The sequence below is a fragment of the Enterococcus sp. BWT-B8 genome (assembly GCF_020567625.1).
Lineage (GTDB): Bacteria > Bacillota > Bacilli > Lactobacillales > Enterococcaceae > Enterococcus_L.
The window spans coordinates 21823-37408 of the sequence record NZ_JAJDJV010000016.1 but is presented as its reverse complement, the minus strand read 5'-3'; the positions used below and the strand labels follow the sequence as shown (position 1 = coordinate 37408).

The window sequence follows — 15586 nt, the reverse complement described above, 5'->3', positions numbered from 1 at the left end:
TTCTCCATGCTTCGAGGATCGGAACGAAGTGAGAACCGTAGACGCAGAAGTTGTCTCTTCGGAAATAAGTCGAACTATACTGAAAATATGAGTAGCTATTTTCGTATATTCCGACTTATTTCTTGAGACAGAACACTTCTGTCACAACCTCACCTACCCTGCTTGAAGCTTTTCGCATTTTCAGTATCTAAGTAGAGACTATGTTGTATCAGCTCTGCAAAGCAATTGCTTTGTGTTTCAGCAGGTCTGGTTTATTTATGAAGAGGCGACTTCAGGAACACCGTTTATTTATTTTTTAGCTATTTTACATAATAGATTCTGATAAATGTCTGCAGCAGACTAAGTATACATCTTTGTGTATCAACAAGCTGTGAACAAATTGCTGTCACCTGATGATTATATTTGTTGAAGAAAGAGGAAGAAAAATGAGAAAGAAAGACTTATTCAAAAATGGTAATGCCTTTTTGATTCTCCCGGTAATATTGATTTCACTAATGGTATTTATTCCAATGATTTTAGCACTGCTTACATCCTTTCAAAGTGGAACACCCGTTAACATGAGTTTTAACGGACTTGGAAACTATCAGCGTCTGCTTACTGATGCAACCTTCAAAAAAGCTTTTTTTAACACATTTCTTTATTTACTTGTTCAGGTTCCGATCATGCTGTTTCTGGCATTGTTTATTTCCAATTTTTTAAATGACAAAAAACTGAAGTTCAAGGGATTGTTTCGTACAGCTATCTTCTTACCCTGCATTACTTCAATGGTTAGCTACTCCCTGATTATGAAAAGTCTATTTTCACAGTCCGGACTGGTAAATAATTTACTGCTGAGCATTGGGCTGATTGATTCGCCTATCGGCTGGCTTACTGATCCGGTTTGGGCAAAAGTTCTGATCATTATTTCCATCACATGGCGTTGGACAGGCTATAATATGATTTTTTTCCTTTCAGGTATGCAAAATATTGATCCGGAAATATATGAAGCGGCTGATATTGATGGAGCTTCCAAATGGCAGCAGTTTATTCGTGTAACAATTCCTAATTTGAAGCCGATTATCTTATTCACATCCATAACATCAACAATTGGAACGCTGCAGCTGTTTGATGAAGTTCAGAATATTACAGGCGGAGGTCCGGCAAATGCCACCGCGACATTATCACAATATATTTACAATTTAAGTTATAAATTTACACCGAATTTTGGTTATGCGGCAGCAGTATCCTTTGTGATCGTTGCATTTATCGTCATTCTGTCGATTATCCAAACAAGAGTGGGGAGAGAAGGCTAATGGAATCTGGAACAACTATACGTGAAGTATCTGCAACAACCAAGAAAGTAAAACGAAATGTGAAAGATTCTCTACTGACTGGCTTTAAGTATTTAGTCTTGAGTATTGTTTCATTTATTTCAATTTTTCCTTTTATCTGGATGATTTTGGGAATGACGAATACACCAGTAGATATTACTGCAGGTAAAATCAAAATTGGGAACAACTTGATGATCAATTTTCAAAATTTATTTTCAAATGATTTAAACTTCGCCCGATCTTTGTGGAATTCTGCGGTGATTGCTGTGATTACAACCGCTCTGGCTTTGCTTATTTCATCTATGGCCGGCTACGGATTCGAAATTTATCATAGTAAAAGAAAAGACAGGCTGTTCAATATTCTTCTGTTGTCTATGATGGTGCCTTTTGCGGCATTGATGATACCTTTGTATCGGATGTTTTCAAACTTGAATGGAACATTTTTGGGGATAAACAGTATCTTTGTGGTTATTCTGCCTTCAGTTAGTACTGCTTTTCTGATTTTCTTCTTCCGCCAAAATGTTAAATCATTTCCTAAAGACTTGGTGGAAGCAGCACGTCTGGATGGCTTAAATGAATTAAGTATCTTTTTCAGAGTGTACATGCCCACCGCTAAAAATACTTATGCGGCTGCAGCGATTATTACCTTTATGAGCAGCTGGAATAATTATTTATGGCCGTTAGTTGCATTGCAGTCACCTGATAAGCGTACAATTCCTTTGGTGTTGTCCGCAATGGGGGCTTCTTACACGCCAGATTATGGAATGATTATGACCGGGTTGGTCATTGCGACGTTACCGACAGCAGTTGTCTTTTTTGTTCTGCAAAAGCAATTTGTTCAAGGAATGATCGGCTCTGTGAAATAAAAGAAATCAACTTTAATACTTAATGTGTCAATTTGCAAGAAGAGCTGGTTTCAGTTGTATGGAAGTTATTTCTACTGTAAAAAAAGTTTTCCTTCTTTGTACTGGCAGAAGGGTGGCGTAGATGTACAGAAATAGTAGTGATAGTTTTTGGCTATCACTGCTATTTTTTTCTTATCAGTCTGCAAGCAAAAAAATAGCCTGTTTTTCTTTTAATCAGTTAGAATGAGTGTATCACTGAATTTCAATTCAGGGCAGCTGCTGAAGAGTTGCTGCCGGGAACCTTTACTTCCTTAGATGGACTTGTCATTAACATAATTTAATTTAGGAGGAGTAAAAAATGACAACACTCATCACAGTTTTAGTGGTTCTTGCATTTCTCGGCGTTGTCTATGCCTTTTATCGGATGCAGGCAAAACACTTAAAATTTTCTACTCGTGTTTTTGCAGCTCTGGGTGTAGGAATCGTGTTAGGTGCAATTATTCAAGTTGCCTTTGGTACAGCCAGTGATGTTACATCTCAGGCAATGTCATGGATTGGTATTATTGGAAATGGCTATGTGGCATTGCTGCAAATGCTCGTGATCCCATTGGTATTCGTTTCTATTGTAGGAGCATTTACTAAAATGAAAGAGTCAAGCAAGCTGGGAAAAATCAGCTTCAATGTTTTGGCTACTTTACTTGGAACAACAGCAGCGGCTGCCTTGATCGGCTATGGCAGTACTATATTATTCGGTCTTCAAGGTGCTCAGTTTACAGAAGGAACGGCTGAAGCGGCTCGTATCGCTGAACTGGCAACCAGACAGGAGACCATTGAAAATTTATCAATTCCTGATCAGATCTTATCTTTCATCCCCCGAAATGTTTTTGCTGATTTTGCAGGAACACGTGCAACCAGTACTATTGGTGTCGTGATCTTTGCTGCTTTCGTAGGTATCGCATTCCTTGGAGTGAAGAAAAAAGCTCCGAAAGAAGCTGAATTTTTTGCGAACTTAATCGATAGCTTATATAAAATAACTATGAGAATTGTAACTTTAGTTTTGAGACTGACTCCATACGGCGTTCTGGCATTGATGACCAATGTCGTTGCTACGAGTGATTTTGAAGCAATTTTAAACTTAGGAAAATTTGTAGTGGCATCTTATGCAGCATTGATTGTTGTCTTTCTGCTGCATCTGGTTATTCTGGCAGTAATTAAGGTTAATCCGTTGAATTATTTGAAGAAAGCCTTCCCTGTTTTAAGCTTTGCTTTTACTTCAAGATCAAGTGCGGGCGCATTGCCTTTAAATATTGAAACACAAACAAGAGCATTGGGCGTGGATGAAACAACAGCAAATTTTGCGGGCAGCTTCGGATTGTCGATTGGTCAAAATGGCTGTGCCGGTGTCTACCCTGCAATGCTTGCGACAATTGTTGCACCAACAGTGGGAATTGATGTATTCAGCTTAGAATTCGTATTGATGCTGGCAGCAATCGTAACAATCAGCTCATTTGGTGTTGCGGGAGTCGGCGGTGGTGCAACCTTTGCCTCTTTGATCGTTCTTGGTGCAATGAATCTGCCTGTAGCGATCGTTGGTTTGGTTATCTCAGTTGAACCTCTGATTGACATGGCAAGAACAGCAGTAAATGTTAGTGATAGTATGGTAGCCGGAATGGTAGCCAGCTCCAATATTGGTCATTTAGATCGATCTGTTCTTGCAGATGAAGAACTGGTTGTAGAAGCTAAATAAAAAAAATTAAAGCCATGATCGGGTCAAACAGGAAACCGATCATGGTTTTTTATATTGAAAAAATGTTTTAATCTTCAATAAAAAAGATAACGCAGCCTCACCGTCATAATAGTGAGTAATATACCCATTGCTGTCTACCAGCACAGTTAATTTCATCTTTTTTCCTCCTTAAACTAATCAAAATGATGTTGTTCAAGCAGAACATAAGTTAAAATAAGATGTATAGAAAAATAAGAATCATTTTGGAGGGACTAGTTAGATGTTTACCAGTCAAGTAAAAATAATGCTCTATGTAAATAATGTCAGTGAATCAAGTGAATTCTGGCAAAGTATCGGATTTGTGGAATTGGAAAGAGATGCTGTTGATGGAACGCTGGTTGTGGAGATCGCACCAAGTGCAGATTCTTCTGCCAAAATTGTTTTGTATGAACTGGCATTTATTCAAAAGCACTCTCCTGAAGTAGCAGGCAACACGCCATCACTGATGCTTTTCAGCGAGGATATTACAAAGCTGTATAAAAAAATGAAGGAGGCTCATGTAACAGTGGGGGAACTAGTGCAATTGCCCGGCGGTGAGCTGGTTTTTAACTTTTCAGATAATGATGGGAATTATTTTGCAGTGTCGGGAGAATAGAATATAACTCATGAGAGGGCGAAATTCGTTCTCTTTTTTGTTCGTAAATAAAGCAGCTGATTGTGCGGCATTCCACAAGCATCAAACTGGCATTCTGTTTTTTTCTTTTTATATAATGAATTGGAATGAAATGAAAAGAGGGAAAGAAATGAAGTACCAAGTAGTCTTATATTATCAATATACAACGATTGAAGATCCGGAGCAGTTTGCCAAAGAGCATCTTGCCTTCTGTAAATCATTAAATTTAAAAGGAAGAATTCTTGTTGCCCGCGAAGGCATCAATGGTACTCTTTCCGGAACGACAGCTGAAACGAATAAATACATGGAAGCAATGCTTGCTGATGAGCGCTTTAAGGATACTTTTTTTAAAGTGGACCAGGCGGAAGAACATGCATTTAAGAAAATGTTTGTTCGTCCAAGAAAAGAGCTGGTTGCTTTGAATTTGGAAGATGATATTGATCCGTTAGCTTTGACTGGCAACTATTTGGAGCCGGAAGAATTTCGCGAAGCATTGATTGATGAAAATACCATTGTATTGGATGCCAGGAATGATTATGAATATGACCTTGGTCATTTTCGCGGTGCTGTGCGTCCGGATATTCGCAATTTCCGTGAGCTTCCTCAATGGATTCGTGACAACAAAGAGCAATTTATGGATAAAAAAATCGTCACTTACTGTACAGGCGGCATTCGTTGTGAGAAATTTTCCGGCTGGCTGCTGAGAGAGGGCTTTGAGGACGTAGCGCAATTACATGGAGGTATTGCCAATTATGGGAAAAATCCAAAAACTCAGGGTGAATTCTGGGATGGAAAAATGTACGTATTTGATGAACGAATCAGTGTAGAAATTAACCATGTGGACAAACAGGTTATCGGGAAGGACTGGTTTGACGGAGCTCCCTGTGAACGCTACATCAACTGTGCAAATCCTTACTGTAACAGACAGATTCTTTCTTCTGTAGAAAATGAAGAGAAGCACTTAGGCGGCTGTTCACCGGAGTGCAGCAGACATCCGGAAAATCGTTATGCTGCGAAACACCAGTTAACAAAAGAGCAAGTTGCTGAACGACTGTCTTTGATTGAGTTAGGCGTCTAAAAAGAGAACAATGAAGGATAAATCGGAAAGAGCGGTTTATCCTTTTTTTGCTTGAAAACACTAATGATTTCAGTTATTAAGTTATTTTTGTTCGGAATTCTTGTTGACTGAATCAAAAAAATCAAGTATAGTGAACCCAACAACATAGGTTAGATGCATTGAAAAGAAGAGTACAAGCTGCTGAATTTTAAAAGAGAGCTTCGACTGGTGAAAAGAAGCAGAGGAATCAGCTTGGAAGATGGTCTTTGAGCAGATGATCGTGAGTCTGAGGATAAGCGGTCAGCGGGAATGCCCGTTACAGCATGACAGTAATGACAGAAAAGGGGATTTTGTCTTACTGACTGAGGCTGTTCTTATAAGGGAGCAGTGAATTAAGGTGGTAACACGGAGTATACGCTCGCGTCCTTTCGGCAACGAAAAGGCGGGAGCTTTTTTGTATACAGCTGTATAGCCCGCTATCAAAAGACTGGCATGAACTCTTATATCTTTAATGCTGAAACATTAAGCGGACCAGAAATACAACTAAAAAATGATGGAGGGAAAAAGAATGGAATTTGAAACGAAGTGTCTGCACGCAGGCTATCAACCGGGAAATGGAGAGCCGAGAGTGGCTCCCATTGTTCAAAGTACAACGTATACGTATGACTCTACAGAAGAAATTGGCAAATTATTTGATCTGGAAAAGGCTGGGTATTTTTATACTCGTCTGGCTAACCCAACGACAAATGCAGCAGAAGAAAAGATTGCGGCACTGGAAGGCGGAGTTGCGGCATTGTGTACTTCTTCCGGTCAGGCAGCAACATTTTTTGCAATTCTGAATATTCTTGAAGCGGGAGACCATCTGATTTCTTCTTCCTATGTGTATGGCGGGACGTTTAACCTACTCGCTCATACGTTCAGAAAAATGGGTATCGAAGTTACATTTGTTGATCAGACAGCAACCTTGGAAGAGTTGAAAAAAGCGGTTCAACCAAATACAAAAGCAGTTTTTGCTGAAACGATTGCCAATCCTGCCATGCATGTTTTGGATATTGAGAAATTTGCCAAACTGGCACATGATGCAGAGGTACCGTTTATTATTGATAATACATTTGCTACCCCTTATTTTTGTCGCCCAATTGAATATGGTGCAGATATTGTGATACACAGTACGACAAAATATTTGGATGGTCATGCAGTTCAGACTGGTGGAGTAATTGTTGACAGCGGGAAATTCAACTGGAGTAATGGAAAGTTTCCTCAGCTCAGCAAGCCTGATGTGACGTACCATAATTTGGTTTATACTGAGACATTTGGACCGGCTGCTTATATTACCAAAGCTCGTGTGCAGCTAATGAGAGATATTGGAGCGACTCCCTCTCCTCAAAACTCATTTTTGCTGAATTTGGGAATGGAAACTTTACCTGTACGGATGGATCGTCATTATGAAAATGCATTAGCAGTAGCGAAATTTTTAACAGAGCAAAATGCTGTATCTTCTGTTACTTATCCTGGATTGGAAACTGATGTGAATTATGAACTAGCTCAAAAATATGTTCCAAACGGGTTGTGCGGAGTTATCTCGTTTGAAATTGCAGATGGAAAAGAAGCAGCAGCTAAGTGGCTTGATTCATTGGAACTTGTTTCTTTGGAAGTACACGTAGCAGATATTCGAACCTGTGCGCTGCATCCTGCAACATCTACACATCGTCAGTTATCTGATGATGAACTAAGTAATGCAGGCATTTCTCCAGGACTGATTCGTATTTCCTGTGGGATTGAAAATGTGAAAGACATTCTGACAGATTTGCAGCAGGCCTTTGAAAAGCTGGAGGCATAGGTGATGCCGATAAAACTGGTTGATAGCTTCCCGGCGAAGCAAGTATTGGAAAAAGAAAACATTTTTGCCATAGATAATGAACGGGCCTCTACACAGGATATCCGACCATTAAAGCTCTTGATTCTAAACCTGATGCCCAATAAAATTGATACAGAAATTCAGCTTCTTCGATTAATCAGTCAAAGTCCTTTGCAAATAGATGTTGATTTTTTGAAAATTTCTTCTCATGAACATAAAAATACCAGCCTGCATCATTTGTCACAATTTTATCTGGCATTTGATGAGATCAGGAACAGAACTTACGATGGAATGATTATTACCGGTGCACCAGTAGAACAGCTGCCGTTTAAAGAAGTAAATTACTGGGATGAACTGGTGGAAATCATGGATTGGAGTCAGACAAATACAACTTCGGTCATTCATATCTGCTGGGGTGCACAGGCAGCCCTGTATCATCACTATGGCGTAGAGAAAACTGCCTATGATAAAAAGCTGTTTGGTATTTACAGTCAGACACCAAAAGAAAATCATCGTTTGTTCAGAGGATTTGATGACCGCTTTAATACGCCTCAATCCCGGTACACAGGCATCAATGAAGGACAGATTGATGAGAAGCGTTTACGGATAATGGCAGCAAATGAAGAAATTGGGGCAACGATTTTAATTTCCGAAGATGATCATAATATCTTTTTGCTGGGTCATTTTGAGTACGATACGGATTCTTTAACACAGGAATATCTGCGTGATAAGGAAAAAGGCATGGACACTGCAATACCTAAAAACTATTTTGTAGATAACCAGTTGGACAAAGGAGTCATCAACACATGGCGTGGACACGCGCATTTACTCTACCATAATTGGCTGAACGATGTCTATCAGCTGACGCCATATGAGTTGAATCAGATCCTCAGTGAGCAAAAAGAACGTTTAATGATGTGAAATGAATAATAATAGAAGGAGAAGCTGAATTTTCGGCTTCCCTTTTTTTTTAATAAAATGACCTGTATAATTAAAAACGGTAAAAATTTGGTAGTAAGAGGTGAAAGCATGGAAAAGCTATTTGTCAGTCCATCAAAATACGTTCAGGGGAGAGACCTTCTTAGGAGAAGTGGACCGTACATTCAAACATTTGGGAATAATGCCCTGATTTTGACGGATGAGTTTGTCTGGACGCTTGTTGGAGAATCGTATGATCAGCAGCTGACTAGTGAAGGATTGAAGGTAGCACACATTATTTTTAATGGAGAATCTTCTGAAAAAGAAATACAACGTATTATTAATGAAATGACTGAAACGAGTAGTGAGGTTTTACTTGCACTAGGAGGAGGTAAAGTCATTGATGCGGGGAAAGCAATCGCGGATCAATTGAATATACCAATTGTGGTTATACCGACAACGGCATCTACTGATGCGCCAACTTCTTCAGTATCTGTGTTATATGAGGATGATGGCCGCTTTAAGACCTATGCTTTGTACCAAAAAAATCCTGATCTTGTTCTTGTTGATACTGAAATAATTGTAAATGCACCTGTTCGGACATTGATAGCAGGGATTGCAGATGGTTTGGCCACCGGAGTTGAAGCAAGATCTGTTTGGAAAAATCATGGCGTTAATGTTCTGGGGCAAAAACCAACATTCACAGCACTGGCGATTGCTGAGAGATGTGAAGATGTTTTATTTACCTATGGACTCCAGGCTGTTGAAGATAATAGAAAAAGACGAGTTACAGATGCCTTTGAAGCAGTTGTAGAAGCAAATATTTTAATGAGCGGTCTTGGTTTTGAAAGCGGCGGCCTTTCAGCTGCTCATGCTCTGCATAACGGCTTTTCAGCTATCAAGGGAAAAGTCAATTTGTTGATGCACGGGGAGAAAGTGGCCTTCACAACACTTGTTCAGCTTGTTTTAGAGGAACAGCCGACTGAAATGCTGACAAGATACATTGACTTGTTCAGTGAATTGGGACTGCCAATCAATTGTCGAGGAATGGGACTGGATTTTAAAGATGAGAAACAGCTTGGTTTGATTGCCGAGCAGTCTCTATCAGATGGAGACTGCCTGAAGCAGCAGCCGCGAGTTGTAACAAAACGAGAGATTGTCAGAGCGATTCAGGCACTGGATGTCTTTGTAGAGAATAATTACGCATAGAATAATGAAGAAAACAAAGTAACTTGAGGAGGTTGTGACAAAGCTTCTCCATGCGACGAGTAACCGAAGGAGCATGTACACGAACTTAAATGCAACGAGTAACCGAAGGAGCATGTATACGAACTTAAATGCGACGAGTAACCGCAAGAGCATGTATACGAACTTAAATGCGACGAGTAACCGAAGGAGCATATATACGAACTTAAATGCGACGAGTAACCGAAGGAGCACGTACATGAACTTAAATGCGACGAGTAACCGAAGGAGCATGTATACGGACTTAAATGCGACGAGTAACCGAAGGAGCATGTATACGGACTTAAATGCGACGAGTAACCGCAGGAGCAGATAAGTAGAACGATCTAGTTTGTCCCTCAAGGTCAACTTGGAAAAGAACTTCAATAAGTGATCGACCTACAAGCCCTTCTGTCCTCTTTAGTATGACAGGAAATAGCGTGTAGGTCGATCGTTTTTTTTCTTTTCATTCTGTTTGGTGAGGGCGATAGCCCTCATGAGTGTTTGTCACAGGCTCTTTTACTTAAATTAGCAGGTTTTAAAGCACAAAAGCAGTTAAAAATAGTCTATTGAAACAAGTAAATTGAATTAAAAAGTATCTGTTTTTTTCTGGATAATGGTCTATATAGATTTTGAACCCAATTAAGCTGCCCAGAGAGGCTATGATAGTTTCAATACCGCTGCTGCATTAAAAACTCTCCTGAGCAAGCCAATACTCAGGAGAGTTTACTTATCAAATATTCAACACTTTATCAAGGAAGTCTTTTGTCCGCTCATTTTGAGGAGATTCAAAAATTTGTTTCGGTGAACCATCCTCCAGAAAGTTTCCGCCATCGATAAACATTACCCGGTTCGCTACTTCTTTAGCGAAGCCCATTTCATGAGTAACGATAACCATGGTCATTCCCTGTTTTGCCAGCTTCTTCATAACATTCAGCACATCCCCAACCATTTCCGGATCAAGTGCAGAAGTTGGTTCATCAAACAGCATGATATCTGGGTTCATAGCCAGTGCTCGAGCAATTGCCACACGTTGCTTTTGGCCCCCTGAAAGAGATTTCGGATAGCTGTCCTTTTTATCAGCCAATCCGACCGTATCCAAAAGTCTCATTGCTTCCTCTTTCGCTTCCGCAGGAGACAGACGTCCCAAATCTACAGGAGCCAGAGTAATGTTTTCCAGTACAGATAAATGCGGGAACAGGTTAAAGTGCTGGAACACCATTCCAATATGCTGGCGGACTTTATTGATATCCGTATTTTTATCTGTCAGATTTGAACCGTCGATAATGATATCACCGCTTGATGCTTCTTCAAGCTGATTCAGGCAGCGCAGAAATGTACTTTTTCCAGATCCTGAGGGTCCGATGATACAAACAACATCGCCCTCGTTGATCGAAACATTGATATCATTCAATACAGTATTATCGCCGAATTTTTTCACCAAATGTTCAACAAGAATTTTTTCAGTCATTTATTTCACCCTCTTTTCAAGAACTTTTGCCAGTTTTGTTAATGATGTAATGAGTATCAGGTACATTACAGCAATTATTAAGTAAACCATGGTACTTTGAAGGTTGCGGGCAACAATAATTTTACCCGTCTGTAGTAATTCAATTAGACCAATTGCAGAAAGAATCGTTGTGTCCTTCAAAGAAATAACAAATTGATTTACGAACGAAGGAATCATAATCTTGATAGCCTGCGGCAGAATGATTTTTCGCATTGTTTTATTGTAGGACAGGCCTAAACTTCTGGAAGCCTCCATTTGTCCAACTGGCACAGCGTTAATTCCGCCCCGGACAATTTCTGAAATATAAGCACTGGCATTTAGGGTCAGTGTGATAATCCCAGCAATAAATACAGGAATGTTAAAGCCTAAAATACCTGGCAAGCCGAAATAAATAAAGAATGCAACTACCATTAGTGGAATTCCCCGAATAATATCTACATAAATTGTTGAGATTACACGTAAAGCTTTTACTGGAGAAACACTAAACAGACCGAAAATCACACCCAGAATTAACGCTAAAACAAAAGATATCAGTGTAAGCTGAACAGTCATCCATAATCCGCTTAACAGACGCTTCCAGTTATTTTTAATCATTCCGGAAAAGGTGGATTCATCTACAGTATTTTTGGTGCTGCCGTCTTTAATATATTTTCCAACAATTGTGTCGTACTCACCTGTTCGTTTTAATTCAGCCAAGCCTTCATTAAACATTTCAATTAATTCAGGATTTTTGCCTTTTTTTACAGCAAACCCGTAAGAGCCGCCTTCTTCACGTGGAATGGGTGTCGACAAAGCCTGCCCTTGAGCAATTCCATAACCGATTACCGGATAATCATCCATCATCGCAGCAATCTCGCCAATATCCAAAGAGCTGTACAAGGCATCTGTTGTATCCAGATATTTGATCTTGTATCCATATTTATCTTTATTCGCTTCAAGGAAGTCAGCACTCTCTGTCCCGATTTTTGCTCCAACTGTTTGATCTTTTAAATCTTCGTAGGAAGTTATAGAATCGTTGCCTTTTTTTACAGCAATTTGAATTCCGCTGTTGAAATAAGGAGTGGAGAAATCAAAGGATTTTTCACGTTCATCAGTAATGGTCATCCCTGCAATCATTCCGTCTGCCTGACCGGATTCCACAGCTTGAACTGCTGAACTAAACCCAATAAACTTAAACTCAATTGTAAAGCCCTGAAGTTGAGCAATTCGATTGATCAAATCAACATCGATTCCTTCGTATTCACCATCAGAATTTTGAAATTCGAAAGGCGCGAACGTTGAATCACTGGCAATTGTATACACATCTTTTTTAGGCTCAATTTGTTTCATTTCACCTTCAGCATCTTCAGAACCGGAAGAGATATACTCTGCAATGATTTTATCATAGGTGCCGTCTTCTTTTAGTTTTTCAAGTCCGTCGTTGAACATTTCGATCAGTTCAGGGTTTTGCCCCTTTTTCACAGCAAATCCGTAAGAACTGCCGGTTTCTTTTGCTCCAACCAGTTGAAGCTTTTGTCCATTTGTAATGGCATAGCCTAATACTGGATAATCATCAAAGATCGCATCGGCTTCACCATTTTGAAGAGCCTGATACAGACCAGTTGCATCATCAAAATTTTTAATGGAATAGCCATACTTGTCCTGATTTTTCTCAAGAAAAGCTGCACTTTCCGTTCCTACTTTGGCAGCAACTGTTTTACCATCTAAATCATCATAGTTCTCAATGGTATCATTTCCTTGTTTGACAGCCATTTGCAGGCCGCTGTTAAAATAGGACTCTGAGAAGTCAAAGGATTTTTTTCGTTCATCTGTAATACTCATTCCCGCGATCATTCCATCAATCTGTCCTGACTGTACAGCTTGAATGGCTGAGTCAAATCCAAGAGGCTTAAGATTCACTTTGAATCCCTGATCTTCTGCAATTGCATTCAGCAAGTCTATATCAATACCGATATATTCATCATTTGAATCCTGAAATTCAAATGGGGCGAATGTCAGATCTGTTCCAATATCATAAGTCTTTTCTTCTGCCCAGCTCGTACTGCCGTTCGTTAAAATGAGCAGACTTGCAATCATAGCAAATAAAGAAAATAAAAAGTGCTTCTTCTTCATATAAAATCCTCCTAAATAATTACATATTTAACAATTATATAGCAAAATCCATGAGAAAAACAATAAATTCGGTAAAGGTAAGAAAAAAAATAAAAAAATCTAACGTTTGATGTTAGGTTTTATGACAAGGTTAACCCACCTAGTTACTAATAATTTCTCCTTCTAAAAAGCTTTCAGCTGATGGGAAACATTTGAATACCTTCTATATATAATACATATAAGAACGGATAAAAAATTGAGATTATAGAAGTAGCGAAAATATGTTCGGTATGTTAAAATAATTCAGGGAGTAAGAAATTTACTCTTTTCCTTTTCTAGTGAGAAAATTACACGAGGGGAGCACAACTTATGATTGAGAGAAAAACCACCAATACATTTGAGTTAGTTTCAAAATATAAACCGGATGGGGATCAGCCGCAAGCAATCGCTCAGCTGATTGAGGGTGTTGAAGGCGGAGAAAAGGCTCAGATTCTTTTGGGGGCCACCGGAACTGGTAAAACATTCACAATTTCAAATGTCATTAAAGAGATTAACAAGCCGACATTAGTAATTGCTCATAATAAAACATTAGCTGGGCAGCTATATGGAGAGTTTAAAGAATTCTTTCCGAATAATGCAGTTGAATATTTTGTCAGTTACTATGATTATTATCAGCCGGAGGCTTATGTTCCTTCAAGTGATACATACATTGAAAAAGATGCCAGTATTAATGATGAGATTGATAAACTTCGTCACTCTGCAACCAGTGCTTTACTGGAGCGTAATGATGTGATCGTTGTTGCTTCAGTCTCTTGTATTTTTGGTTTGGGAGATCCAAAAGAATACAGTGAACAAATTGTTTCATTAAGAGCAGGTATGGAAATAGAAAGAGGGCAGCTGCTGAAAAGTCTTGTGGATATTCAATTTGAACGAAATGATATTGATTTCCAGCGGGGGCGTTTTCGTGTCAGAGGGGATGTTGTTGAGATATTCCCGGCATCAAGAGATGACCATGCGTTGAGAGTCGAATTTTTTGGAGACGAAATAGAGAGAATCCGAGAAGTGGATGCATTGACCGGGGAAATTTTAGGTGAAACGGAGCATGCGGTTATTTTCCCTGCAACCCACTTTGTTACAAATGAAGACCATATGGAACATGCAATCAGTCAGATACAAGATGAATTGGATGCTCGTCTGAAGGTTCTGCGGTCTGAAAATAAGCTGCTGGAAGCACAGCGTCTGGAGCAGCGGACCAATTATGATATCGAAATGATGCGTGAAATGGGGTACACCTCTGGGATTGAAAATTATTCCAGACATATGGATGGCAGATCAGAAGGAGAGCCTCCGTATACTCTGATAGATTTCTTTCCGGACGATTTTCTGCTGGTCATTGATGAATCGCATGTAACCATGCCTCAGGTACGAGGTATGTATAATGGCGACAGGGCAAGAAAGCAAATGCTCGTTGACTATGGATTCCGTCTGCCAAGTGCACTGGACAATCGGCCTTTACGTCTTGAAGAATTTGAGCAGCATGTCCATCAGGTTGTTTATGTATCTGCAACACCGGGACCTTATGAGTATGAACAAACAGATACTGTGATTCAGCAGATTATTCGTCCGACAGGGCTGCTTGATCCGGTGATTGAAGTTCGTCCGATTATGGGACAGATTGATGACCTTGTTGGTGAAATTAATGAGCGTATTGAAAAAAATCAACGGGTCTTTATTACGACATTAACCAAAAAAATGTCGGAAGACCTAACAGATTACTTCAAAGAACTTGGAATGAAGGTAAAGTATCTTCACAGTGACATTAAAACGATGGAACGAACTGAGATTATCCGTGATCTGAGGTTGGGAGAATTCGACGTCTTGATAGGAATTAATCTGTTGAGAGAAGGTCTGGATGTACCTGAGGTTTCATTAATTGCTATTTTGGATGCTGATAAAGAGGGATTCCTGCGAAGCGAGCGGTCGCTTGTCCAGACTATTGGACGGGCAGCGAGAAATGCGGATGGAAAAGTTATCATGTATGCGGATAAAATTACTGATTCCATGCAAAAAGCGATGGATGAAACGGCACGGCGGCGTTCTATTCAAGAACAATATAATGAAGAACATGGTATTGTTCCGAAAACAATCATTAAAGAAATCCGTGATCTGATCTCCATTTCCAAGGTTGCAGAAGAGGATGAAACTTATACAATCAGCAAGTCTTATGATAAGATGACGAAACAGGAAAAAGATGATTTGCTGATGCGACTGGAAAAAGAAATGAGAGATGCGGCCAAAGCGCTTGATTTTGAAGCTGCAGCTACATTAAGAGATACAATACTGGAATTGAAGGCTTCAAACTAGGAGGTAAAAG

10 protein-coding genes, 1 pseudogene and 1 other annotated feature are annotated in these 15586 nt (G+C 39.6%); of the genes and pseudogenes, 9 read left to right on the top strand and 2 right to left on the bottom strand.

What is annotated here, in order from left to right; genetic code table 11:
* Positions 1-425 precede the first annotated feature (425 nt).
* From LI951_RS13325 to LI951_RS13290, 8 genes and pseudogenes are all read left to right on the top strand, one after another.
* Positions 426-1292 (top strand): carbohydrate ABC transporter permease, encoded by an 867-nt coding sequence (locus LI951_RS13325; protein WP_202066984.1) that lies wholly within the window; start codon positions 426-428, stop codon positions 1290-1292.
* An 86-nt stretch (positions 1293-1378) separates the two neighbouring features.
* A pseudogene (locus LI951_RS13320) lies at positions 1379-2176 on the top strand (carbohydrate ABC transporter permease); the annotation flags it as partial.
* Between the two features lie 337 nt (positions 2177-2513).
* Complete coding sequence (locus LI951_RS13315) at positions 2514-3902, top strand: L-cystine transporter (RefSeq protein WP_202066988.1); 1389 nt, start codon at positions 2514-2516, stop codon at positions 3900-3902.
* A 259-nt stretch (positions 3903-4161) separates the two neighbouring features.
* The gene (locus LI951_RS13310; protein WP_202066989.1) at positions 4162-4536 is read left to right on the top strand and encodes a VOC family protein; all 375 of its coding nucleotides are present in this window, start codon (positions 4162-4164) and stop codon (positions 4534-4536) included.
* Between the two features lie 148 nt (positions 4537-4684).
* Positions 4685-5632, top strand: a complete 948-nt coding sequence (locus tag LI951_RS13305) for a rhodanese-related sulfurtransferase (RefSeq protein ID WP_229442510.1) — start codon at positions 4685-4687, stop codon at positions 5630-5632.
* Between the two features lie 149 nt (positions 5633-5781).
* Positions 5782-6042 (top strand) — a binding site (T-box leader).
* A gap of 137 nt (positions 6043-6179) precedes the next feature.
* Entirely contained in the window at positions 6180-7451 is a 1272-nt protein-coding gene (locus LI951_RS13300; RefSeq protein ID WP_229442509.1) for an O-acetylhomoserine aminocarboxypropyltransferase/cysteine synthase family protein, read from the top strand.
* A 3-nt stretch (positions 7452-7454) separates the two neighbouring features.
* Positions 7455-8390 carry a homoserine O-succinyltransferase gene (locus LI951_RS13295; protein ID WP_229442508.1) on the top strand — a complete coding sequence of 312 codons (936 nt, stop codon included), beginning with the start codon at positions 7455-7457 and terminating at the stop codon, positions 8388-8390.
* A 108-nt stretch (positions 8391-8498) separates the two neighbouring features.
* Positions 8499-9596 carry a glycerol dehydrogenase gene (locus LI951_RS13290; protein ID WP_229442507.1) on the top strand — a complete coding sequence of 366 codons (1098 nt, stop codon included), beginning with the start codon at positions 8499-8501 and terminating at the stop codon, positions 9594-9596.
* A gap of 748 nt (positions 9597-10344) precedes the next feature.
* On the opposite strand, the gene LI951_RS13285 is transcribed toward LI951_RS13290, so the two are convergent.
* Both LI951_RS13285 and LI951_RS13280 read right to left on the bottom strand, forming a co-directional pair.
* Complete coding sequence (locus LI951_RS13285; RefSeq protein ID WP_202066994.1) at positions 10345-11082, bottom strand: amino acid ABC transporter ATP-binding protein; 738 nt, start codon at positions 11080-11082, stop codon at positions 10345-10347.
* Entirely contained in the window at positions 11083-13233 is a 2151-nt protein-coding gene (locus tag LI951_RS13280) for an amino acid ABC transporter substrate-binding protein/permease (RefSeq protein ID WP_229442506.1), read from the bottom strand.
* A gap of 348 nt (positions 13234-13581) precedes the next feature.
* Here LI951_RS13280 and uvrB point away from each other — a divergent pair, with 348 nt between their 5' ends.
* Positions 13582-15576 (top strand): excinuclease ABC subunit UvrB, encoded by a 1995-nt coding sequence (gene uvrB / locus LI951_RS13275; protein ID WP_229442505.1) that lies wholly within the window; start codon positions 13582-13584, stop codon positions 15574-15576.
* The last annotated feature ends 10 nt before the right edge of the window (positions 15577-15586 follow it).